The following is a 22,664-nucleotide window of genomic DNA, read 5'->3' on the forward strand; positions in this document are numbered from 1 at the left end:
TGATGTCACAGCGCCGGGTGGCGGCTACGCCTTACCCGGCATGAAAAATGTACTATCCCGTACGCCCGGTAAGCACAGCGTCACCGGGCACAAAAAAACCGGCACAGCGCCGGTTTTTTATTACCACAACATCAGAACTGGTAGGTCATGCCCAGCGCAACGATATCATCGCTGCTTACGCCCAGTTTATTATCGTCATCGATCTGGTTGATCTTATAATCAACAAACGCAGACATATTTTTGTTGAAATAATATGTCGCACCTACGTCGATGTATTTCACGATATCTTCATCGCCGATACCTTCGATATCTTTGCCTTTAGACTGCACGTAACCCAGAGATGGACGCAGACCAAAGTCAAATTGATATTGTGCGACCACTTCGAAGTTTTGCGCTTTATTTGCAAAGCCACCGGAAATAGGGGCCATATTGCGGGTTTCGGAATAGATAGTGGCCAGATAAATATCGTTGGCATCATATTTCAAACCGGTTGCCCAGCCTTCTGCTTTTTTACCTTCGCCGCGTGCCTGAAGGTTTTGATCGTTAGTGCGATCGGAGCTGGCATACGCACCAATCACAGAAAAATCGCTGCCGCCGAAGTCATAGCTCAGGGAGGTACCGAAGCCGTCACCGTTTTGCTTCTTCACGTCGCGGTTTTCATTTTTGCCCTGGTATTGCAGGGTCATGTTCAGGCCGTCAACCAGGCCAAAGAAATCGGTATTACGGTATGTGGCCAAACCGGAGGCGCGTTTCGTCATGAAGTTATCGGTCTGTGCCAGGCCGTCACCGCCGAACTCCGGGAACATATCGGTGTATGCGGCGACGTCATACAGCGCGCCCAGGTTACGGCCGTAATCCAGTGAGCCGAAGTCTTTCAGTTTCAGCCCGGCAAATGCCAGACGTGTTTTTTGAGAAGAGTCGCTCTCAGCTTTGTTACCTGCGAACTCAGCTTCCCAACGTCCGTAGCCCGTCAGCTGATCGTTAATCTGCGTTTCACCCTTAAAGCCGAAACGAACGTAAGTCTGGTCACCATCCTTAGCGTCATCATCACTGATGTAGTGCATTGCTTTTACTTTGCCGTACACGTCCAGTTTATTCCCGTTTTTATTATAAACTTCTGCTGCCTGAACAGATGCGGAAGCAACTACGCCCATTACCACTAATGCCAGAGTGCTCTTTTTCATTTTCAATCCTGATTTTATAAAAACGCGCTAATATTCGCTGAGTAATAAGATTCGACTTATTACCCCGTGAAAAACAGGAAGGGTTTTATCGTTCGTGGGTGAAAGTTTTATGACAAAGTAAGAATATGTCTAAAAAAGTATGTTTTAATTTTTCGGTAATAAAATTGTCAAAATCTGCCGCTACGCTTCCTGATCCCGCGCAACAAAGTGACGGGTCATGCGCTAAGGCAGTTGGCAACGGAGCTGACACCTGTTAAAACGTCTGACTGACATCATTTTCCCTTATTGTTGAACGGCAGAGAATCATGAGTGACAGCCAGACGCTGGTGGTAAAACTCGGTACCAGTGTGTTAACAGGCGGATCGCGCCGCCTGAATCGTGCCCATATCGTTGAGCTTGTACGTCAGTGCGCTCAGTTGCATGCCGCAGGGCATCGTATTGTTATTGTGACTTCCGGGGCGATTGCCGCCGGGCGTGAACACCTGGGGTACCCCGAACTCCCCGCGACGATCGCCTCCAAACAGCTGCTGGCCGCCGTGGGACAAAGCCGACTCATACAGCTCTGGGAACAACTGTTCTCCATCTACGGCATTCACGTCGGGCAGATGCTGCTGACGCGTGCGGATATGGAAGACAGAGAACGTTTCCTGAACGCCCGCGATACGCTGCGTGCGCTGCTGGATAACCATATCGTTCCGGTCATTAACGAAAACGACGCTGTTGCCACCGCTGAAATCAAAGTAGGCGACAACGATAACCTCTCTGCGCTGGCGGCGATCCTGGCAGGGGCCGATAAGCTGCTGCTTCTGACCGATCAGCAGGGGCTGTTTACCGCTGACCCGCGCTCTAATCCACAGGCTGAACTGATCAAAGACGTTCACGGCATTGACGATGCGCTGCGTGCCATTGCGGGTGACAGCGTTTCTGGTCTGGGGACCGGCGGCATGGGCACCAAGTTACAGGCCGCGGACGTGGCGTGCCGGGCCGGTATCGACACCATCATCGCCGCGGGCAGCCGTCCGGGTGTGATCGGTGATGTGATGGAAGGCATCTCTGTGGGCACACGCTTCCACGCCCAGGCGTCCCCGCTGGAAAACCGAAAACGCTGGATCTTTGGTGCGCCCCCGGCTGGCGAATTGACCGTGGATGAAGGCGCGACCGCCGCTATTCTGGAAAGAGGAAGCTCGTTACTTCCAAAAGGAATTAAAAGCGTGACAGGCAACTTCTCGCGTGGTGAAGTGATCCGAATCCGTAACCTTGAAGGTCGCGACATCGCTCATGGTGTAAGTCGTTATAACAGCGACGCGCTGCGTCGGATTGCTGGTCACCATTCCCAGCAGATCGACGCCATCCTGGGCTATGAATATGGCCCGGTTGCCGTGCATCGTGACGACATGATTATTCGTTAAGGAGCCAGAACATGCTGGAACAAATGGGCGCAGCCGCGAAAGCCGCCTCTTATAAACTGGCGCTCCTTTCCAGCCGCGAGAAAAATCGCGTGCTGGAAAAAATCGCTGATTATCTGGAATCTCAGTCGCAGGAAATTTTGCTCGCCAACGAGCAGGATCTGCTGGAAGCGCGTCGCAACGGCTTGAGTGAAGCGATGCTCGATCGTCTGGCGCTGACCCCGGCGCGTCTGAAAGGTATTGCCGACGACGTCCGTCAGGTGTGCAACCTCGCCGACCCGGTAGGGCAGGTGATTGACGGTGGGGTGCTCGACAGCGGATTACGCCTTGAGCGTCGCCGCGTGCCGCTTGGCGTCATTGGGGTGATTTACGAAGCGCGTCCAAACGTGACGGTGGATGTCGCCTCCCTGTGCCTGAAGACCGGTAATGCCGCGATCCTGCGTGGCGGGAAGGAGACCTGGCGCACCAACGCCGCGACGGTAAACGTCATTCAGCAGGCGCTGGAGGAGTGTGGTTTACCGGCGGGTGCCGTGCAGGCGATTGAAAGCCCCGACCGTGCGCTGGTCAACGAGATGCTGCGCATGGACAAATACATCGACATGCTGATTCCACGCGGCGGCGCGGGCTTGCACAAGCTGTGCCGTGAGCAATCTACCATTCCGGTGATCACCGGTGGTATTGGCGTATGCCATATCGTAGTGGATGACACCGCGGAGGTAGAACCTGCGCTGAAGATTATCGTCAACGCTAAAACACAGCGTCCAAGCACCTGTAATACGGTGGAAACGCTGCTGGTGCATCAGGGCATCGCCAGTACCTTCCTGCCAGCGCTGAGCAAGCAGATGGCGGAAAGTGGCGTCACGCTGCATGCGGATGAGAAGTCTCTCGCCCTGCTGAAAGACGGTCCGGCGAAGGTCGTTCCGGTTAACGCGGAGCAGTACGACGATGAGTATTTGTCGCTGGATCTGAACGTGAAGGTAGTTGCGGATCTTGATGACGCTATTGCACACATTCGTGAACACGGAACCCAGCATTCTGACGCGATCCTGACGCGCACCCTGCGCAATGCCGATCGGTTTGTGAATGAAGTGGATTCGTCTGCGGTTTATGTGAATGCCTCGACGCGCTTCACCGATGGCGGCCAGTTTGGTCTGGGCGCGGAGGTGGCTGTGAGCACTCAGAAGCTGCACGCCCGCGGTCCGATGGGGCTGGAAGCACTGACCACCTACAAGTGGATCGGCTACGGTGATGATACGATTCGTGGGTAAATAATCGCGGGTGATGCAAAAATAGCCGTTTGATTCAAAAGGGCATTGACGCATCACCCGGTTAGATCTACTCTTTTGCCCCGTGGTTACGCTCGTAACCGGCCTTTCAGGGCCGATATAGCTCAGTTGGTAGAGCAGCGCATTCGTAATGCGAAGGTCGTAGGTTCGACTCCTATTATCGGCACCATCTTAACTTCCTTAAGCGTCCGTATTCATCCATAAACGCCCTGATTTATAACGATTTTACTGCTTTTTAGTCCATCATCGTCCGTAACCATCCAGTAGAATCCGATACGGAATGTGTATAGGATTGTGTATATATTCCTGTTCGGTCTTGGATTTCTATACACATGCCTTTAAACGATATGCAGATTCGCCGCGCTAAGCCTGAAGATAAACCCTATACGCTTGCGGATGGGCAAGGCTTGTCATTGCTTATAGAACCTAATGGAAGCAAGAGCTGGCGTTTCCGCTATCGCTATGCCGGGAAACCCAAAATGATTTCGCTTGGGGTTTACCCAACGATCACCCTTGCCGATGCTCGCTTCCGTCGTGATGAAGCTCGAAAACTTGTGGCAGAAGGAAAGAACCCTAGTGAGGTTCGAAAAGACCAAAAGCTGGCTCTGCAAACAGAGTCAGAGAACGCCTTCGAAAAGATAGCCAGAGAGTGGCATCAACTGAAATCTGCCAAATGGTCTGCGGGATATGCATCAGACATCATGGAAGCGTTTAAGAACGACATTTTTCCTTATGTGGGAACAAGGCCAGTGGGAGAGATTAAACCGCTAGAGCTGCTGAACGTTCTGCGTAAAATTGAGAAACGTGGTGCGTTGGAGAAAATGCGCAAAGTGCGGCAGCGTTGCTCCGAAGTGTTTCGCTACGCAATTGCAACGGGCCGGGCGGAGTACAATCCTGCGTCTGATCTCTCCAGCGCTCTCGAAGTGCATCAATCAAATCATTTCCCGTTCCTAAAAGCTGATGAAATACCTGATTTTCTACGCGCTTTAAACGGTTACACCGGAAGTCGGCTTGTCTTGATTGCTACAAAATTACTTATGATTACGGGTGTTAGAACCATTGAATTACGTGCGGCCTTATGGTCGGAATTTGATCTGGATAACGCTATTTGGGAAATCCCAGCAGAAAGGATGAAAATGCGTAAGGCACATCTTGTGCCATTGTCTACTCAAGCGTTAGATTTACTCAATGAAATAAAGGTCATGACAGGGAGCTATCGTTATGTTTTTCCGGGGCGGAACGATCCGAACAAACCTATGAGTGAAGCCAGCATAAATCAACTAATCAAACGGATTGGGTATGCAGGGAGAGTGACGGGACATGGTTTTAGGCATACTTTATCTACAATATTGCATGAAAAAGGGTATGCGTCCGCATGGATTGAAACTCAGTTGGCACATACTGATAAGAACAAAATCCGTGGTACTTACAACCATGCCCAGTATGTTGATGATAGAAGGGATATGATGGATTGGTATTCGAGCTTCATTTTAAAATATTAACTGGATGGAATTTAAAAAATATGATAACCATAAGTGATAATTTTAATAATATTTATATACTTTTGAAAGGTACTTAACCAAAATAAAATGTTTTTGTTAGCTGTATTGATATAAATGTACACAATAGAAAGGAGTCTCACAATGATTGTTGAGTTAAAGAAATTTCAAATTAATAAACTGTATGGTTACAAAGATATCCAGTTGATTTTTAACGAAAAAAGCACCGTTATTATTGCTGAGAATGGGGCAGGAAAAACAACATTAATTAATGCCCTAAAATCAACCTTGAAAGGTGAACTTGATGAGCTTAGAAAAATAAAATGCGAAAGCATTGAAATTGAATTCACGGATAAAAAGTTTTCTCTGAATATTGCAGAGTTAAGTTATTCTGATTTTTTGAATAATGCCTTATTGCCATCACGCTTTCATGAGTTAACAAGAAAGTTGAAATCTAATCAAATTGAGGACTCATTAGCTTATCTTATCCATAAAAATATTAGGGATGCTCGGCAAACAGAATGGTACAAAAAAATGTATCATTCAAGTCCTTATAACTTTAGTGATATAGATTCTGTTTTATCTGAAGTTAAGGTATTATTGAAAAATTATTATTCCTCGTTTGATAAACCTGAGTTATTTTCAACCAGTAAACCTGAGAGATCAAAAACAATTCAAGCTATTGAAGAAATAAAGCAAAAAACTAAGGATATCGAGATTATTTATCTTCCAACCTATAGGCGTATTGAAAAGTCAACTTTGCGAGACAAATTTACAAGGGATGAGAATGAAAAGCTTGTGGTTCAAGATGGTGAGCTAATAAGGGTGAGGGAAGAGTCAGAGTTAGGTTCTAATATAGAGTTTGGATTATTTGATGTTGAGTCAAAATTAAAAGATTTGAGCTCGTCTATTGAACGACGATCTAGCTTAGGTTATAGAACCTTAAGTGCTACAATCATAGAAGATATGATGACTGGAAAAGCAAATGCGCCAACAAAGCCTAAGCTTCCATCTGTCTCAGAATTGTCACGATTTTTAGGTAGAGTCGTTAATAAAGATAAAGAAAGTAATAAAAGAATAATTCAAGAAGTCACAAATATAATGGAGAATAAAGAAGTATTAGCCTCAAATGATATGTTGAGTTATTTTTTATCCAAATTAAAGGCGGTTATAGACTCTACTAAAGAACTTGAGTTGAAAATAGAAAGTTTTGTTGTTATCTGTAATAAATATTTGCAATTATCCGATGATTCTAAATCACTAAATTTTGATATTGAAACTTTACAGGTTATCGTTAAAGATTTGCATACAAATAATACTATTGAATTAGAAGACCTATCTTCAGGTGAAAAGCAAATAATTTCGCTCATGGCTCATATGTATTTAGATCATACAAAGAAAAAAATTGTATTGATTGATGAACCGGAACTATCTCTGTCGCTTGAATGGCAAGAGCATGTATTAGTTGATATTGTTAATAGCCCATCAGTTACTCAAATGCTTGCAATAACTCATTCTCCGTTCGTTTTTAATAACGAACTGAAATCCCAGGTTAAATCATTGAAAGTTGTTAAGCATTGAGGGTGAAATGGACGATTCTCGTTTTAACATGATGATGGATGCAATCAAGAAGCCATGCGTCCTGAGGTTGAGATTAATAAAAAATAAAGAAGCTGAAAAGCCTCTTTTTGTCTTTGAAGGTGATGATGATTATGACTTTTATCATCATGCTTTGGTTATCTCTGGATATGATAAAGCTTATGCTCATATAAATGGAGCAGGAAAGGATCAATCTATTTCTTTATATAAAGAGCTTGATGAGGAAGGCGGTGAGTATTTAATGAATACTTATTTTTTTGTTGATCAAGATTATTCAAATTACTGTCATTGCAACAAAAATGTTTTCACTCTTCCATTTTATGCGATTGAAAATCCTTTATCCAATGAGAGAGTAATCAAACATTTCATTGTGTCAAACTTTAAATTTGATGAACGCCATAAAAAAATTATTGATAGTGTTATGAGCAATTATGAAAAAGCCAAGGCTAGTTTTTATCAAGAGATTAAAGAGATTTCAGTGCAATTGTACATGTCAAGAATACTTAAGTTGGGTGTAGAATTTCCAAAGAGTAGCGATATTTTTGATAAGATTGAAAAAGACAAGGTGATTCTAAAAGTTAAGGAGGTTAGTGTTATTTCTGAAAGGTTGCGTAATCTTTCAGATGACGAGAGGAAATACTATGAAGTTATAAAGACCTTAGATGATGATAAACTTATTCGAGGAAAATATGTCTATTATTTTGTTAGTGAGTGGTTGATGAGAATTAAAAAATACATTAACTCAAGAATCGATAGTTTAAATGCCGAGCAAAACTCTAATGATGATATTGCTCCAGCTAATGATAAGAAATTGTCTAAGCAGCAATATGACTATACTGATTTATCAATAGCAAGGCTCGTTCCAGCTTGTATGAAAATAAATCGTCTCGATGATTTCCTCAAGAATATTTGAATATCCTTACTACCAATTTAACTCTATCCCCACTTAGTATTCTGACTTCGTGGGGTGTTTTTAATTATTGAGTAAGGATAAACTCGGCTCACTACAAAAAATAAATACCATAGTTCAACTCCTTTGCAGAACAGTTTTATTGAGGGGGCCTCTTATTGCTAGTCCGGGCACCTTAGGAACTTTTATATTATTGAAAGCTACAACACTATGCAATATTTTGCATTTGAGTCCACGCAATATAGCAATCTGAACAGACGGTGAATGTAATAAACTCCTTTGCGCTTGCGCGCAATGCTCTCCCCGCCACGCCTGCCCGCTTAAGGGGCCTCTTTCAATGCAGGTGCAAGAGCAGCCTCAGACCGCACCAGAGCTGGCGCTGGCGGGGGAGGCCGGGACGTGAAAACGCATGCAAAACCATGCACCTTACGCATGCATGGCTTAATTCGGGAAAAATGGCGGGATTTACGGGGATTTTTTGACGGGCTACTGCGAGGCCAGTTCTGCGCGTTTATTCACGTAATTCTGGTTTTGTGCAGGTGTGAATTTCTCACGATTATCATCCCGCGAAGCCGCATCAGGCCTGAATCCGATGTCCGTTAAAATGTCATTATCCTGTGCGCAATAATTAATTTTTTCACCGGCGGCCAGCCACACCGACAGCGCCTCGCGCAGGTAATCGACGGAGTGCTGCATCGCGCAGTGTCTGACGGCGGGATTCTGGCTGTTATAGTCCATTAATTCAGGCGCAAGCGCGGCGGCCAGCTCTGCGCCGTGCGCCTGCATAAAATCATTCAGCCGGTCACGGATACTGATGCGCTGCACGCTCTCATGTGCGCGAATATAACGACCGGCCGCCTGATTAATTTCCCATTTTTTCACGTCGATAATATCGCGCAGGGTTTGCAGACTCCGGGTGCGGCTGTCATCACCGGTGGCGATGAGTTCCCGGTATTCCTGTTCGGTGTCGGCCAGCTCCTGTTTGCGGGTCAGCCAGGCGGTTTTAGTGTTCTGACAGACTTCAAAGGCCTGCTCCAGCGTTAAGGGTGTCATCAGGTGTCTCCGTATGGGTTACAGGCGTTGTTTTCGGGTTTTACCGGCCTGAGTGCAGATTAAATGGTCGTCTGTTTCTGTCGTGGCCGAGGGCGGCTGAATCACTTTGTCGACTGACTCCACCGTTCTGAACGTGGCGGAGCACAGGACGTTGGTGCACTGGTAATAAATCTGCTTGATCGTCCCGGACAGATAGCGGCTGGTACGGGTGTGCGCCGGGCACTGACAGAACGGGCAGTGCATCACTCCAGCAGTCCCCGCGCTTTCAGGTCAGCTTCACGCTCACGCAGTTTGTTAAAGAAGGCCTGACGCTGACCGTTGGTCACTGCCACGCCGTAATCCATATGGGGCAGCGTCTCAGCCGACAGCCCGGTTTTAAACAGCACCGGCTCATCCGCCAGACGGATATGACAGTCATTCACTGCACGCTTGAGCCACGCCTGCACCTCCTGCATGACGGCTTTATCCGGTTCGACATAACCCTGAATCCCGACGGTGTTTGCGAGCGGGTTCCCCAGCGTCAGCATTTTCAGTTTCATCGCCCGGACAAGGGCCCCGCACGTATCACGCAGCGCGTTATCCAGCTCTTTCCCGGCGTACTGGCTGAGCACGCTATGATGCGCCTGACGATAATCTCTGGCCGTGCCGTCACAGAGGGCTTTCAGCCGGTCGCTGTCATAGGCCAGAACCTCAGCCAGCCTGTCGCATTCCTGCACCAGCTCGCGGGAGGCCACGCGTGCCAGATGCTGTTGTTTCAGCTCATCCGTCAGCACTGCTCCACCGGCACGGAATGCCCTGCGCCATACGCTGGCATCGCTGCCGTTTTCCTTTTCAATCTCAGCTTTCTGTTCGGCGGTTCGGGCAATGGCCGTGGTGGTGTCATCCATCTGACGGGCGCTCTCGAGGTGGGCGGCTCTGGCCGCGTCCAGTTGTTGAAATGCGGGTGTCAGGTATTCAGGGATAGCGGTGGTGGTCATGGTGTGTCTCCTCAGTCATGTCAAGTTGAGGAGATTCTGCCGTGCGCCACACAACAACTCGACTCATTGCCGTTGTGGCAGGAATGGCACAGACGGGACTTTCAAAAGCAGGCTTGCCAGAGAAAGGTCGCAGGAAAATCACCCTCTCTGTTTGTTTTTTTACTGTTTACTATTCACCACTGTTCACCTTAAATAAAAATATAAGTAATACAGTATCTTAAATGGTGAACAGTTGATGGTCTGACTGTTCACCGTCTGTTCACCACTGTTCACCCTGAGCATTTATTGACCACTGACTGAGTTTCAGCTGGTTAGATTCATTCGGAATAAAAGTGTGTATATATATTTCATTTTTAACTTATCGACTTTGCCAACAATGGCCAATAAAGGCCAATAACGGCCAATATAGGCCAGCAGTGTTTACGGTATAAAATTCAGTCAGTTGTGTGGTGGGCTGATATGAAAAGACTTGTTGCCCTGAGAGAAAATATTCACAAAATAGAGAGCTACCCGAGGCCGGACGGACACGACCGGCACTGTATGGACTTTATGAGGTAGCCCGATGCACACCGCTTTTTCTTCCCCGTCTTCTGCGCCTGTCGCCCCGCCAATGCCGTTTTCTGACGCCGTTCAGGAGCGCTTTATTCGCCTGCCCGAAGTGATGCACCTGTGTGGCCTGTCCCGTTCGACGATTTATGACCTCATCAGCCGGGAGGCTTTCCCGAAACAGATCTCACTTGGCGGTAAAAACGTGGCGTGGGCGCAGTCAGAAATCGCCGCATGGATGGCCGAACGGATCGCCGATCGTAACCGGAGCTGTGACGCATGATGATGGCCGTTCTTCTGAAAGCCCCTTTTTCTGGCTTGCTTCCGTTCGCCGTTTCCAGGTATAGTTTTCCCGCTGTCGCAAAATCGACAGCCGGGCGTGGAAACCCGTGTTTAACTATGGCGACATTAGACGCGCCTTGCGTCTTTTTTTATGTCTGTGCCTTGATGCACCCGTTATCTGCGCAACGGTTTAGAAACCTGTGCGCTGTTATAATAATGGTGGCTCAGGCGGGGCCGACTTCGGTCGGGCCGGTTCCCATAGTTACCGGTATTTCCACCCCCGTCTGGGCTACCACCCATAAGTGTGGAAACTTCGGTGGTAGCTGTAACCAGCTAACTATGGAGGTTGCCCTTATGGCTACGATCCTCACCCCGTCACACCCGCAATTTGTCTTCCTGTTTGCCGCCGTTCGTCGCGCAGACCGTAAACCCCGTATCTGTATGCTTCGCACCGTGGCCGGTGACGAGCACGCCGCACGTCTTTCCCTTGTTCGCGATTACATCCTCTCGTTTGCTGGCCGTCTGCCGGTTGCAGAGGTGCGCGCATGAAACACACCACCCTCAGCATTAAAGAACTCGAATGCCTTGAGCACCTGCGCAACGTCGGCCACTTTGTCAGCGCGATGATGCAGGAGCAGGACTGCACCACCCTCCACCGCGACCCCGCGCAGCAGTCGCAGCTTAACTCCGTGATTTACCTGATGACCGCCCAGCTCGACGGCGTGGTCGAACGCTGCAATCAGCGCTGGCTGGCCGGGGAGGGTAGCGTATGAAAAAGCCGTTACCGCCGGTATTACGCGCCGCCCTGTATCGTCGTGCCGTGGCCTGTGCCTGGCTGACCCTGTGCGAACGTCAGCACCGCTACCCGCAACTCACCCTTGATGCGCTGGAAAGTGCTATTGCCGCCGAGCTGGAAGGGTTTTATCTGCGCCAGCATGGCGAGGAAAAAGGCCGTCAGATTGCCTGTGCGCTGCTGGAGGATTTGATGGAAGCCGGACCACTGAAAGCCGCGCCGTCGCTGTCCTTTCTGGGGCTTGCCGTAATGGATGAACTCTGCGCCCGTCATATCGACACGCCGGTTGTGCACTGAGGGAGAAAATAACGATGAAAATGAACGTAACGGAAACCGTAAAACAGGCATGCGGCCACTGGCCGCGCATTCTCCCGGCGCTGGGTGTGAAAGTGAGTAAAAACCAGCATCAGGCCTGCCCGGTGTGCGGCGGCTCTGACCGCTTCCGCTTCGATGATAAAGAGGGGCGCGGGACGTGGTTCTGCAACCAGTGCGGCGCGGGTGACGGACTTAAGCTGGTCGAAAAGGTGTTCGGCGTGTCGGCTTCCGAAGCCGCCGGGAAGGTGAGCGCCCTGACCGGCAGTCTGCCGCCGGTTGCTGAGGACATTATTACCGCCGCCGAGGCCGAAAGCGATGCCAGCCGGAGAGCCGCTGCCACGCTTGCCGCAAAGCTTCTGGAGAAAACCCGCCCGGGCACCGGCAACGCCTACCTGACCCGGAAGGGCTTTCCTGCGCTCGAATGCCTGACGCTGACCACCACACACAAGACCGGCGGCGTGACCTACCGCGCCGGTGATGTCATCGTGCCGCTGCAGGACGATACCGGCTCGGTGGTTAACGTTCAGCTTATTAATTCTGACGGCCTCAAACGCACCCTGAAAGGCGGAGCGGTAAAAGGGGCGTATCACCTTATCAAGGGGAAAAAAGAGGCGGGAAAACGCCTGTGGATAGCGGAGGGCTACGCGACCGCGCTCACCGTGCATCACCTGACCGGTGAAACCGTCATGGTGGCGCTCTCGTCCGTGAACCTCCTTTCTCTGGCGAGCCTTGCCCGTCAGAGGCACCCGGCCTGTCAGATTATCCTCGCCGCTGACCGTGACCTCAGCGGGAACGGCCAGATCAAAGCCGCAGAGGCCGCACAGGCCTGTGAGGGCACGGTTGCCCTCCCGCCGGTGTTCGGTGACTGGAATGATGCGTTTATGCAGCAGGGCGAGGACACCACACGCAAAGCGATTTACGATGCCATCCGGCCAGCGGCGCAAAGCCCGTTCGACACCATGAGCGAGGCGGAATTTACCGCCATGAGCACCAGTGAAAAGGCGATGCGGGTGCATGAGCATTACGGCGAAGCGCTGGCTGTGGATGCGAACGGCCAGCTCCTGTCCCGGTATGAAGCCGGGACATGGAAAATCATCCCGCCCTCAGACTTTGCGCGCGACGTGGCCGGGCTGTTCCAGCGCCTGCGTGCCCCGTTCTCATCGGGGAGAATTGCCTCGGTGGTCGATACCCTGAAACTCATTATTCCGCAGCAGGCCGCCCCGGCGCGTCGTCTGATTGGCTTTCGCAACGGTGTGCTCGATACCCTCACCGGCGTATTCAGTCCGCACAGCAAATCACACTGGCTGCGCACCCTGTGCGACGTGGACTTTACCCCTCCGGTGGAGGGTGAAACGCTGGAAACCCATGCGCCGAATTTCTGGCGCTGGCTCGACCGTGCGGCCAGTGGTAATTCGGCTAAACGTGACGTGATACTCGCCGCGCTGTTTATGGTGCTGGCGAACCGCTACGACTGGCAGCTTTTTCTCGAAGTCACCGGACCCGGCGGAAGCGGGAAAAGTATTCTGGCCGAAATTGCGACCCTGCTCGCCGGGGAGGACAACGCTACGTCAGCGACCATCGAGACGCTGGAATCACCACGTGAGCGTGCCGCGCTGATTGGCTTCTCGCTGATACGCCTGCCTGACCAGGAGAAATGGAGCGGGGACGGCGCAGGACTTAAGGCCATAACCGGCGGCGATGCCGTGTCAGTTGACCCAAAATACCGCGACGCCTATTCGGCCTATATCCCGGCGGTGATTCTGGCCGTGAACAATAACCCGATGCGCTTCACCGACCGCAGCGGCGGCGTGTCCCGTCGGCGGGTGATAATCCACTTCCCGGAGCAAATTGCCCCGGAGGAGCGTGACCCGCAGCTTAAGGACAAAATCGCGCAAGAGCTGGCCGTCATCGTGCGCCAGCTTATGCAGCAGTTCAGCGACCCGATGACGGCGCGTGCATTGCTCCAGTCACAGCAGAACTCTGACGAGGCACTCAGCATCAAACGCGACGCTGACCCGACGTTTGATTTTTGCGGCTATCTGGAAGCGCTGCCGCAGACGAACGGAATGTTTATGGGGAACGCCAATATCATCCCGCGACAGCCCCGTAACTATCTCTATCATGCCTATCTGGTTTATATGGAGGCCAACGGTTACAAGCATGTGCTGAGCCTGAAAATGTTCGGGCTGGGGCTGCCGATGATGCTGAAAGAGTACGGGATGAACTACGAGAAGCGGCACACCAAACAGGGGACGCAAACCAACCTGACGCTCAGGGAAGACAGCAACGGCGACTGGCTGCCGAAGTGCGATGAAACCGCAGCGACATAACCCACTCAGACCGGCAATCGCCGGTCTTTTTATCTAGAGCAATGGCACATGGTTCAGAATTAAGCCACCGTCTTTCGTAATATCCTTGGCTCCGAAATAATTTTATTCTCTCTTTTACCGTGGAAAGTAGCCATGCCAACCATTGTCGTACCATCGTTGTAGACAGTGAAAACATAGGTTCCTGTGTCAAAACCAACACCCCGTGCATCTTCGAAAACCAACGTTACCTGATTACCATTGATTAAACCGTGGTAATTGAATTTCCTATCTGAATTTTTACCATCACGAGTTTTGGTTCTTGAGCTTATGCCGGTTAGGCGGCATCCACGCTGTTTTAGCTCTAGCCTCCCAACTTTTAAAGATCTGCCACTACGCTCTTCCATCACATCCCACACACCTTCAACACGAACGCCTTTGTAGAGACATTTGTCAGTAAGATTTGGCCAAATAATTTTTAGGATGAAAACAACCACACCTGCGACAAGGCTCGCAAGAACCCCCAGAAGAAACTCACTCATATCTGATTAATATTCCGGTTAAGTTATGAATAATGTTACGTGGCCATTCACGGAGATAGATACATGATGCCAACTATTTGGACATTATCTCATTAAGTTCTGGGTCTTAACAAAATAATGAATTTTTTCCTCAGTGGCCGTAGGCGCGCGGTGAGCCTGCTGCAACTTCACTTTCCTCAGACCGGCAACGGCCGCTCTTTTTATACATAAATATCTTGTCGGAAGAACGATCGACTCTTCACTGTCTAATTGCCCAGTAACCAATTGAAATTATTATAAAATTAAACTTGAACAGAGTGAGCAGTAAAACCTAAATAAACTTTTTACCCCCGCGTAGCCTGACCCGGTGCATCCTGAGCGTACAAAATCATAAAGGTGAAGAGTCGACTGTTCACTCTTCACCAACTCATCACCACTTAACGTCATGATTTAAAATGGGAAATAATCGAGGTGAACAGTGTGAACAGTTAAATGCAAAAAAAGATTTTTTCTGACAGTTTTTCAGTATAAAAAATGAACGCTACCGCCAATGTGTATAGTGATGTGTATAGTTTTATTCTTCGATATTAAATTTTGTTTTAAAATCAGTGTCATGTATTCGTTTGTTGGTTCCTATTATCGCACCATCTAAATCAAATAGTTACCCTACATTCCAGTAAATCTCATTCTCAGATCATGGCAGCAAATGTTGCTAATGGCTGCACATTTTCGCGTCATCGTTTTGTACCTCAAAGAAGTTGATCGGCGGCATAACCCTAAAGGCTATACCGCCAGCGCCATGTTATCGCGCCATTAACGCAAACACTCCCCAGCCAAAGTACTCCCGCGTGTACGTCACATGACGTTCAGGCGCTATCGTCAGCTCCGCCCGAACTTCCTGCGCGAAGTCATCGTCTGGGTTTTCCTCCAGCCAGCGCCGCATGGTCATCCATTTTGCGGCTTCGTACCTGTCCCAGCCTTCCTGATCAGCCAGCACCATTTCAACCAGGTCATAGCCCTGTTGATCGAAAGACGCAACCAGACTGGGCAGAGTGAGAAAGTCTGCGATCGACGAGACGCCGCAGGCCTGGGCTGTCTCCTCCGTCGCAGGTACCTGACGCCAGTACGGTTCGCCGATGAGCATTATTCCCCCGGGCTTGAGGCTTTTTGCCAGCAGATCCATTGTCCCGGCTACGCCCCCCGCAATCCAGGTTGCGCCAACGCAGGCCGCCACGTCACATTTTTCATTCGCGACGTAGCCGGCCGCGTCGTTATGAATGAAATGGACGCGTTCGCTGACGCCGAGTTCCTCTGCGCGCCGCGTGGCCTGCGCGGTGAAGAGCGGGCTCATGTCGATGCCGGTACCGGTAATACCGTAATCACGTGCCCAGGTACAAAGCATCTCTCCCGAGCCGCTGCCGAGATCGAGAATGCGTGTGCCTGGCTTCATGCGTAACACGCGGCCCAGCGTCGCGTACTTCTCTGGTGTAAAGGGGTTATGAATGCGGTGTTTGCTTTCGCTAACAGTAAAAATACGTGGGATATCCATCATCCTCTCCTTAACGATTATCAGGCTGAGCGCGAACATTGTTCAGCCCCGTAGTGTTAATGCGGTAGGGCTGACCGTTAACGGATTTGATCAGCTTTTTGGTTTTGAGCTTTTTGAAAACGGCGAGCGTGCAGTCAGCCAGCAGTAGCCCTTCGCGGCTATAGCATTCAACGGCGGTGACGCGGCCAGAGTTATCGCGGACGTGCACAATACGGCCACCTTTGGCGAGAACGTGTAAGGTACGTTGTTCCTGACGGGATAAATTCATACTGGAAAACCTGTTTAATCATCATGTGCAAAACGTGCAAACACACAGTGGTGTCCGCATACGATTTCGGCGCATTGATAATCAGTCCGGCCTGGAAAGGTCGGGAAGCTGATTATCGGATGATTACATTCTCCAGCATCAAAGCCTCGGTTTGAGTTGATAGGTATTTACGGGGTGAATGATAACACCTGGTTATTGTCAGTGAATACCCAGGGGTGAAAAATGTGATCCCGGTTGGTATCGGGCTGAGGAGAGGGGATCATTCCTGGCCGCTCTTAATTTTGCTGTCGACCTGAGGCTGTGGTTTGCTGAAAAGATATCCCTGCACAAGCTCGCAACCCAGAGCCTGAAGCCGCTCAAGCTGCTCTTCGGTCTCAACGCCCTCGGCAATAACGCCCATATTAAGGCTTTTAGCCATACCGGTAATCAGCTTCACAATATTAAGCGCATCTTCCTGCGTAGATATCGGATTGACGAAAGATTTATCGATCTTGATTTTATCAAAATTCAGTTCGCTGAGTCTGGAGAGCGACGAATAACCCGTGCCAAAATCATCAATAGAAATTCTTACGCCCAGTGAGCGTAGTTTTTTGAGGATCGCAATGGGGTTATTTCTGTCACTGAAGAGGGAAGACTCTGTGACCTCTAACTCAAGACGGTTAGCCGGGAGCCCGGTCTCAGCCAGAACGGACTGCACCGTATTAATAAATGATTTGCTGCCTAACTGAACAGGCGAGACGTTGACGGAGATCCTGGCCGGAACAGCCCATGAGACCGCTTCCCTACAGGCCAGTTTAAGTACAGTTTTACCTATCTCGTTGATCATGCCTGTTTTTTCAGCGGCGAAAATAAAGCTATCAGGGGAGAGCATCCCCTTGACGGGGTGCATCCAGCGAATAAGCGCTTCATAGCCGTAAATTTCCTTGCTGACGGAATTCACAATAGGCTGGTAATAAACAATAAACTCATCATTCTCTATTGCTCTTGCCATATCATTTTCAAGGGTTCTGCTTTCCTGCAACTTCTGTAGCATTCGCTGGCGGAAGACTTTGATTTGCTGAGAACCTTCTTTCTTGGCTTCATAGAGCGCCAGATCGGCAAATTTATAAAGGTAATCTGAACGTCGTTCGTTATCCGATAAAACAATACCCACACAGGTGGCTATTTTGATGAGTTGATTATTAATTGTATAGGGCTTGCTGATGCTATCACTGATTTCTCGCGCGCGTGAAACGGCTGCGGCTTCGGTTAAGCCACTGGAGAGAAACGCAAATTCGTCGCCGCCCAAACGATAAAATGTCTCTGAAAAGCGGCTCAAAGCGTTAAGGCGCGTGGATACCTCACGTAACAGTAAATCGCCAGCATCATGACCGTAGGTATCATTCACCTCTTTGAACCGGTCTAAATCGAATAACATCACCGTGACCGAAATATGTTTTTCCTCAGCCTGTAGATTAAGTTTATTGAGATCATCCCAGAAGAAAAGACGGTTTTTCATGCCGGTAAGGGAGTCATGATAAACATCGTATTCCAGTTTTGTATTCTGGATTTGCAGGGTTTCTTTGGACAGCTGAAGTTCTTCAGCCAGCGTTTTAACCTGTGTATGTGCTTTGAGAATGTTTTTATTTTGATAGATAATCAAAAAGCCCAGTATGAAGCTTAAAATAACCAGTAACAGCGAAAGTGCTGAATAAATATAATACAGAACCTGTATTTTTAGGTTAGTTTCATTGATTGTATTAACATCTTTTGTTAAAGCCGTTGATGAAAGCTGGCTTAGCGGGGCATCCAGTGAATGCATATTTTTCAGATAGAGCTTTAACTCTGAACGGCTCATTTTCTCAAGATGACCATCCAGATAGTTCAGTATATTTTCCAGGCGTAAGGCGAGCACCTGATGCGCTTTCGCGCTGTTTATATAACGACCCAGGCCGCCCTCTTTCAATAAATCATTCTGGCTCAGCATGATTTCCAGGCGCATGCGAACCTGGTCTACCGTAACGTCATCAGTCTCGGTTGCGTACAGTCCAATCCATGATTCAAATCGGTAATATTCAGATACCAGTTGGGCTACAGACCAGGACTCAGTGTAGTGAGTCAATTTTTGCAACTCCTGCTGACGGTCGTAGACAAGAAAGGCTATATATCCCGTAGTGATAAAAAGAGAAAAAATGATACCAACCAGTATCCTGTTCATTATGTTCTCCTGAACTACTATTCAATCTTCATTTTGCTGACCTGCCAGGCCGATCGCGAGTAATAAATCTGATTATTGAGTTCAGGAAGACTGTCATAAGGGTAGACGATGAATGACGGACCTTTATCGCGGATGCGCATATATTCGCCATTGACCTTTAAAGCCAGGATGGCGTTGTATTTCTGGAAGTCGCTGAGAGGGATGACGGTCGTGTAATCATTGAGTGCAACCACATTCAGGACCGAACCCTTTGCACCCACATACTCCATGAGTTTGCGCATCGGGATACCCTCAAACTTCGTGCGGCCATTATACCAGGGAGAGGTCGTCTGGAAACTCACCATCCCCAGTTTTTCAAGGCTGGCAATATCAAAAACGGCTTTTCCATTTTCGTTCGTATTTTCTATATTACCGGTAATGGTTAAAATGGGTTTGCCCACAGGCTTTGGCAGTTCGCCAGCCCAGCTTAAACTTTGTACCAAAAAGCAGCACAGCATTAGGATTATTCGCATATTGGCCTCCTCTTTTTATCAGAAGTATAAGAATTATAAGTTAATTATCCTATAAGTTTGTCTATTTTGTTGAACGCCACGGCTTTTTGCAAACGATACTTCATTAAATGTATTAAAATCAAATGGATAATCGTTGTTTGCCCCGTGATTGCAGACCTCTGGCTGGAGCTTACGTTTTTTAAAACATATAAACTCAGTGTAATTAGCCACCCGGGTTTAAAAAATGATCGCTTTGATTTATTGATATATTTACGCACCCCCATTTTTTATCAATGGTGGCATCGTTAAGATTGATTTATTTGTACAAAGAATGATAACGCACCCTCAATGTGAGGGAATAAGAGAGTGCGCATACCTCTGACGTCGTTGGCAGGGATTTTCGGTTAACCCGTCTCCAGCATACTGAAACTGACGATCCGCGAGCGCCCCAGCTCTTTCGCCCGGTAAAGCGCCACATCTGCTGCGCGCAGCAGGTCGTCGCTTTGGGCGTGCTGCGGGTAACTGGCGATCCCGATCGACACATCCACTGGGCCAATCTCAGCAAGCCCATAGCGCAGCGACAGCGTATGGACGCCGTTATAAATCTCCGTTGCGCAGGCGTGAGCCGCTTCCTCATCCGCACCCGTTAGCAGCACCAGAAACTCTTCGCCACCAAAGCGGAAGGCCAGGCCGGCATCGTGCACGGCACGCTGAACAATTGTCGCCACGCTCTTAATCACATGATCGCCAGCCTCATGGCCGAAGCGATCGTTAATGCTTTTAAAGTGATCGATGTCGATCATCATGCAGCTCACCGGCTCATCATTGCGCATTGCCTGAGCTATCTGAGTGCGCAGGGTATCTTCCAGGTGGTGACGGTTACGCAAGCCGGTGAGCGGGTCGAATAGCGCTTTTTCCAGCAGGGCATCGCGCAGACGCTGGTTGGCCAGCGCCAGACCCAGGGCTTCCGCCATTAATTCGAGATATGCGCGGGACGGTGCCGTTTCAGGCGTGATGTTCTGAAACGACAGCAAACCAATGGCTTCCCCCTGCGCAATGAGCGGCACGCACAGTGAGCTGTCTTTTTGTGATTCAGGCAGATGCTGGCAACCGATATCCGGCTCGCCGTTGACCGGTGGGTGGCTCTGACCACGGCGTATGGCCCAGCATTGATCGGGGTGGAAAGCATTTTTTTCTCCCTGTGGAGATAACCATTCCGCCGCACAGCGCATCTTCCACGGGTTTCGATCCAGAATATACAGACGTCCGGCGATACCCGGCGCAATGTTGGGAGCAAACAGCTCTGCCACCTCAATCACGTCGCTGACGTTCTCGCACCCCTGCAAGCGCTGGGTCATTCGCGCGAGCAGCTCGCGGATGGCCCAGTCTGCGTCGCGTTCTTTTTCAAGCCGCTGCCTTGCCAGCCCGTTCTCGCGGAAAATGCGAATGGCCTGCGCCATATCGCCTATCTCATCGACCTGGTTGAAATTGGGCGTTTCGACGCCGTAATCCTGTGAGGCCAGGCGGTGAACCACATCGCTGAGGCGCACTACCGGCCGCAGCACGCGGTGCTTGAGAATAAAGCCCATCACGAATAAGAAGAGCAGGGCGGTCAGGCCGACCATCACCTCTGAGGCGGTACGCAGCGTTTTCGACGTGTTGGTCGCTGCCTGGACATCGGCAATAATGCGCTTATCCAGCAGCATACGAAAATGGTCAATCTTGCTCTGGGCGCGTTCCGTTTCAAGTTCGTAGCTTTTGCCGAAGAGTAACGCAATGGCCTGTTGTTCCTCACCCCGGGCGACGCTGGCAATTGCTGCCTGCTGTTCATCCTGTAGGCCATCAACAATCTTCAGCCCTTCATACAGCAGCGCCAGCTCTTCGCCCGTTGCGCCCGTATCTTTTAACTGTCCCACTTTGTGTTCAATATTCTTCAGTTCACCTTCTTTCGCCTGGTACGCTTTCAGCACATCGGGCTCTTTTTTGATGGCGTAAAGGCGCGCTAAATCGGAGAGCATCCAGGTTTCTGCTTCAATCTCTTCCGTAAGCTGGTCAAAAATTTGTCGTTGCTTAACAGCCTGACGCTCTACGTTGTCGGCATGGGAAGCCATCAGCATGACGATACCGGAGGCAATGGTCAGGCACACCGTGACACCATAGGCCCAGTTTGTGATCGTGGCGATTCGCACCTGTTGGATCCTTCTACGACAAATGTGGAAGAGCGTTCATTTCAGATTATAGAAAACCCCTGATTTATCGCGAAAAAAAAGGCGGCACAGGGCCGCCTGACAAAACGCGTTTCGTTAGAGATCCGGAGGGTTTTTTCCCTCTTCGATAAAGTCTGCGTCCAGCTCCTCGGCGTTGCCTGCGTGGTCGCGGCCGGAGAAGAGGTTCCAGCAGGCGATAAACAGGGCGGCAATCAGCGGCCCAATAACAAAACCATTAATGCCGTACAGCTCCATACCGCCGAGCGTGGTGATCAGTATCAGGTAGTCCGGCATTTTGGTGTCTTTGCCCACCAGCAGCGGACGTAAAAGGTTGTCCACCAGCCCGACGATAATGACAAAAAAGCCCACAATGAACAGACCCTGCCACAGCTGGTGAGTGGCAAACAGGAAGATCGCGGCGGGAACCCAGACGATAGCCGAGCCGACGGCGGGCACCAGGGAGAGGAACGCCATCAGCGCTCCCCACAGTACGCTACCGTCAATACCGACGATGGCAAAGGCGATACCGCCAAGCGTACCCTGAACCACTGCCACGACCGCCGTACCTTTTACCGTGGCTCGTGAGACGCCGACAAACTTAGCGAACAGGTGCTGTTTGGCGAAGTCAGACAGCGGCAGCGAGTCGAGGATCTGGCGCACCAGATAGGGCCCGTCTTTGAGCAGGAAAAACAGCAGGTACAGCATAATGCCGAAGCTAATAGCAAAGCCGAACGTCCCTTTACCAATCAGGAACGCGCTTCCCGCCAGATACTGTCCACCCTGTAACGCGACATCGGAAAGCTTTTTCTGAATCTGCGCGGCGTTGGTCAGGTTGTGATCCGCCAGGAAGCCGCTGGCCCAGTCCGGCAGTCGGTTGAAAATACCGGCGATGACTTCCGGGAACTGCGTGTTGTTCTGTTGCAGCTTGGTGTAAACCATGTTCAGTTCCACCGCGAGCGAGGAAAGGATCACCATCAACGGAATAAACACGATCAGGCAGATAATGCCGAGTGTAAGGAGGGAAGCCAGCCCGTTGCGATCGCCCAGCGCGGTACGCAATTTGTTTTTCACCGGGTTGAAAATGATGGTCAGGATCGCGGCCCACAGAATCGCCGAGAAATAGGGTGACAGCACGTCAAAGAAAGCCCAGGTAACAAGGGCCAGGATGAGAATAAAGAAACCTTTGGTCAGTCCGTTAAATCGCATAGTGAGTCCTGGTGAAGAAGAAACTGTGTCGACTATAGAACTGATTTAAAGATTTACCAATAATTGCGC

At 49.8% G+C, this 22,664-nt stretch carries 22 protein-coding genes and 1 tRNA gene; 12 read left to right on the forward strand and 11 right to left on the reverse strand.

The window, feature by feature from the left end:
* Positions 1-131 precede the first annotated feature (131 nt).
* On the reverse strand, positions 132-1,184 hold the full coding sequence (gene phoE / locus SK50_RS06875; RefSeq protein WP_017383128.1) for a phosphoporin PhoE: 1,053 nt from the start codon (positions 1,182-1,184) through the stop codon (positions 132-134).
* A 305-nt stretch (positions 1,185-1,489) separates the two neighbouring features.
* On the opposite strand from phoE, the gene proB reads away from it, so the two are divergent.
* The 6 genes from proB (at position 1,490) to SK50_RS06905 (ending at position 7,887) form a co-directional block, all read left to right on the forward strand.
* Positions 1,490-2,593, forward strand: a complete 1,104-nt coding sequence (gene proB, locus SK50_RS06880) for a glutamate 5-kinase (protein WP_015571369.1) — start codon at positions 1,490-1,492, stop codon at positions 2,591-2,593.
* Positions 2,594-2,604: 11 nt separating this feature from the next.
* On the forward strand, positions 2,605-3,858 hold the full coding sequence (proA, locus tag SK50_RS06885) for a glutamate-5-semialdehyde dehydrogenase (protein ID WP_017694463.1): 1,254 nt from the start codon (positions 2,605-2,607) through the stop codon (positions 3,856-3,858).
* A 111-nt stretch (positions 3,859-3,969) separates the two neighbouring features.
* Positions 3,970-4,045: transfer RNA gene (locus SK50_RS06890), tRNA-Thr, on the forward strand.
* Positions 4,046-4,208: 163 nt separating this feature from the next.
* Positions 4,209-5,378, forward strand: a complete 1,170-nt coding sequence (locus SK50_RS06895) for a tyrosine-type recombinase/integrase (RefSeq protein ID WP_048229222.1) — start codon at positions 4,209-4,211, stop codon at positions 5,376-5,378.
* A gap of 141 nt (positions 5,379-5,519) precedes the next feature.
* Positions 5,520-6,956, forward strand: coding sequence for an AAA family ATPase (locus SK50_RS06900; RefSeq protein ID WP_048229223.1), 1,437 nt, complete (start codon positions 5,520-5,522; stop codon positions 6,954-6,956).
* Positions 6,957-6,963: 7 nt separating this feature from the next.
* Positions 6,964-7,887: a DUF4435 domain-containing protein gene (locus SK50_RS06905; RefSeq protein WP_048229225.1), complete on the forward strand. Its 924-nt coding sequence runs from the start codon at positions 6,964-6,966 to the stop codon at positions 7,885-7,887.
* A gap of 483 nt (positions 7,888-8,370) precedes the next feature.
* On the opposite strand, the gene SK50_RS06910 is transcribed toward SK50_RS06905, so the two are convergent.
* The 3 genes from SK50_RS06910 to SK50_RS06920 are packed head-to-tail and all read right to left on the reverse strand — an operon-like array spanning position 8,371 to position 9,914.
* Entirely contained in the window at positions 8,371-8,937 is a 567-nt protein-coding gene (locus SK50_RS06910; RefSeq protein ID WP_048229227.1) for a phage polarity suppression protein, read from the reverse strand.
* Between the two features lie 18 nt (positions 8,938-8,955).
* Positions 8,956-9,183, reverse strand: a complete 228-nt coding sequence (locus tag SK50_RS06915) for an ogr/Delta-like zinc finger family protein (RefSeq protein ID WP_045141904.1) — start codon at positions 9,181-9,183, stop codon at positions 8,956-8,958.
* A complete protein-coding gene (locus SK50_RS06920; protein ID WP_048229229.1) occupies positions 9,180-9,914 on the reverse strand; it encodes a hypothetical protein in 735 nt (244 codons plus the stop codon). Before SK50_RS06920 ends, SK50_RS06915 begins: the two co-directional genes overlap by 4 nt.
* A gap of 41 nt (positions 9,915-9,955) precedes the next feature.
* On the opposite strand from SK50_RS06920, the gene SK50_RS24000 reads away from it, so the two are divergent.
* From SK50_RS24000 to SK50_RS06945, 6 genes are all read left to right on the forward strand, one after another.
* Positions 9,956-10,135 (forward strand): hypothetical protein, encoded by a 180-nt coding sequence (locus SK50_RS24000; RefSeq protein WP_163373971.1) that lies wholly within the window; start codon positions 9,956-9,958, stop codon positions 10,133-10,135.
* A 341-nt stretch (positions 10,136-10,476) separates the two neighbouring features.
* Complete coding sequence (locus tag SK50_RS06925; protein WP_048229231.1) at positions 10,477-10,743, forward strand: helix-turn-helix transcriptional regulator; 267 nt, start codon at positions 10,477-10,479, stop codon at positions 10,741-10,743.
* Positions 10,740-11,291 carry a host cell division inhibitor Icd-like protein gene (locus SK50_RS23100; RefSeq protein WP_082197596.1) on the forward strand — a complete coding sequence of 184 codons (552 nt, stop codon included), beginning with the start codon at positions 10,740-10,742 and terminating at the stop codon, positions 11,289-11,291. Before SK50_RS06925 ends, SK50_RS23100 begins: the two co-directional genes overlap by 4 nt.
* On the forward strand, positions 11,288-11,515 hold the full coding sequence (locus tag SK50_RS06935; RefSeq protein WP_048229235.1) for a hypothetical protein: 228 nt from the start codon (positions 11,288-11,290) through the stop codon (positions 11,513-11,515). Before SK50_RS23100 ends, SK50_RS06935 begins: the two co-directional genes overlap by 4 nt.
* Positions 11,512-11,832, forward strand: a complete 321-nt coding sequence (locus SK50_RS06940; protein ID WP_048229237.1) for a DUF5375 domain-containing protein — start codon at positions 11,512-11,514, stop codon at positions 11,830-11,832. Before SK50_RS06935 ends, SK50_RS06940 begins: the two co-directional genes overlap by 4 nt.
* A 14-nt stretch (positions 11,833-11,846) precedes the next feature.
* Positions 11,847-14,180 (forward strand): primase-helicase zinc-binding domain-containing protein, encoded by a 2,334-nt coding sequence (locus SK50_RS06945; protein ID WP_048229239.1) that lies wholly within the window; start codon positions 11,847-11,849, stop codon positions 14,178-14,180.
* A gap of 59 nt (positions 14,181-14,239) precedes the next feature.
* On the opposite strand, the gene SK50_RS06950 is transcribed toward SK50_RS06945, so the two are convergent.
* The 7 genes from SK50_RS06950 to SK50_RS06980 form a co-directional block, all read right to left on the reverse strand.
* Positions 14,240-14,698: a hypothetical protein gene (locus SK50_RS06950; protein ID WP_048229240.1), complete on the reverse strand. Its 459-nt coding sequence runs from the start codon at positions 14,696-14,698 to the stop codon at positions 14,240-14,242.
* A gap of 781 nt (positions 14,699-15,479) precedes the next feature.
* Entirely contained in the window at positions 15,480-16,226 is a 747-nt protein-coding gene (locus SK50_RS06955) for an SAM-dependent methyltransferase (protein ID WP_045344611.1), read from the reverse strand.
* Between the two features lie 10 nt (positions 16,227-16,236).
* Positions 16,237-16,494 carry a YjhX family toxin gene (locus SK50_RS06960; protein WP_017694448.1) on the reverse strand — a complete coding sequence of 86 codons (258 nt, stop codon included), beginning with the start codon at positions 16,492-16,494 and terminating at the stop codon, positions 16,237-16,239.
* 259 nt (positions 16,495-16,753) lie between these two features.
* The gene (locus SK50_RS06965; protein WP_017383137.1) at positions 16,754-18,691 is read right to left on the reverse strand and encodes a putative bifunctional diguanylate cyclase/phosphodiesterase; all 1,938 of its coding nucleotides are present in this window, start codon (positions 18,689-18,691) and stop codon (positions 16,754-16,756) included.
* A gap of 17 nt (positions 18,692-18,708) precedes the next feature.
* Entirely contained in the window at positions 18,709-19,203 is a 495-nt protein-coding gene (locus SK50_RS06970) for a putative pterin-binding protein (RefSeq protein WP_023303170.1), read from the reverse strand.
* Positions 19,204-19,586: 383 nt separating this feature from the next.
* Positions 19,587-21,371, reverse strand: coding sequence for a diguanylate cyclase (locus SK50_RS06975; protein WP_048229241.1), 1,785 nt, complete (start codon positions 21,369-21,371; stop codon positions 19,587-19,589).
* A 114-nt stretch (positions 21,372-21,485) separates the two neighbouring features.
* The gene (locus SK50_RS06980) at positions 21,486-22,595 is read right to left on the reverse strand and encodes an AI-2E family transporter (RefSeq protein ID WP_017383139.1); all 1,110 of its coding nucleotides are present in this window, start codon (positions 22,593-22,595) and stop codon (positions 21,486-21,488) included.
* Between the last annotated feature and the right edge of the window lie 69 nt (positions 22,596-22,664).

Origin of the sequence: Enterobacter sp. BWH64, from assembly GCF_001037645.1 — a bacterium.
GTDB classification, from domain to species: domain Bacteria; phylum Pseudomonadota; class Gammaproteobacteria; order Enterobacterales; family Enterobacteriaceae; genus Enterobacter; species Enterobacter hormaechei_C.

Coding starts and splice junctions, on each gene's coding strand:
- phoE (WP_017383128.1), bottom strand. CDS start 1,184: ATGAAAAAGAGCACTCTGGCATTAGTGGTAATGGGCGTAGTTGCTTCC.
- SK50_RS06900 (WP_048229223.1), top strand. CDS start 5,520: ATGATTGTTGAGTTAAAGAAATTTCAAATTAATAAACTGTATGGTTAC.
- SK50_RS06940 (WP_048229237.1), top strand. CDS start 11,512: ATGAAAAAGCCGTTACCGCCGGTATTACGCGCCGCCCTGTATCGTCGT.
- SK50_RS06950 (WP_048229240.1), bottom strand. CDS start 14,698: ATGAGTGAGTTTCTTCTGGGGGTTCTTGCGAGCCTTGTCGCAGGTGTG.
- SK50_RS06970 (WP_023303170.1), bottom strand. CDS start 19,203: ATGCGAATAATCCTAATGCTGTGCTGCTTTTTGGTACAAAGTTTAAGC.
- SK50_RS06895 (WP_048229222.1), top strand. CDS start 4,209: ATGCCTTTAAACGATATGCAGATTCGCCGCGCTAAGCCTGAAGATAAA.
- SK50_RS06910 (WP_048229227.1), bottom strand. CDS start 8,937: ATGACACCCTTAACGCTGGAGCAGGCCTTTGAAGTCTGTCAGAACACT.
- proB (WP_015571369.1), top strand. CDS start 1,490: ATGAGTGACAGCCAGACGCTGGTGGTAAAACTCGGTACCAGTGTGTTA.
- SK50_RS23100 (WP_082197596.1), top strand. CDS start 10,740: ATGATGATGGCCGTTCTTCTGAAAGCCCCTTTTTCTGGCTTGCTTCCG.
- SK50_RS06920 (WP_048229229.1), bottom strand. CDS start 9,914: ATGACCACCACCGCTATCCCTGAATACCTGACACCCGCATTTCAACAA.
- SK50_RS06965 (WP_017383137.1), bottom strand. CDS start 18,691: ATGAACAGGATACTGGTTGGTATCATTTTTTCTCTTTTTATCACTACG.
- SK50_RS06955 (WP_045344611.1), bottom strand. CDS start 16,226: ATGGATATCCCACGTATTTTTACTGTTAGCGAAAGCAAACACCGCATT.
- SK50_RS06935 (WP_048229235.1), top strand. CDS start 11,288: ATGAAACACACCACCCTCAGCATTAAAGAACTCGAATGCCTTGAGCAC.
- SK50_RS06905 (WP_048229225.1), top strand. CDS start 6,964: ATGGACGATTCTCGTTTTAACATGATGATGGATGCAATCAAGAAGCCA.
- SK50_RS06945 (WP_048229239.1), top strand. CDS start 11,847: ATGAAAATGAACGTAACGGAAACCGTAAAACAGGCATGCGGCCACTGG.
- proA (WP_017694463.1), top strand. CDS start 2,605: ATGCTGGAACAAATGGGCGCAGCCGCGAAAGCCGCCTCTTATAAACTG.
- SK50_RS06925 (WP_048229231.1), top strand. CDS start 10,477: ATGCACACCGCTTTTTCTTCCCCGTCTTCTGCGCCTGTCGCCCCGCCA.
- SK50_RS06980 (WP_017383139.1), bottom strand. CDS start 22,595: ATGCGATTTAACGGACTGACCAAAGGTTTCTTTATTCTCATCCTGGCC.
- SK50_RS06960 (WP_017694448.1), bottom strand. CDS start 16,494: ATGAATTTATCCCGTCAGGAACAACGTACCTTACACGTTCTCGCCAAA.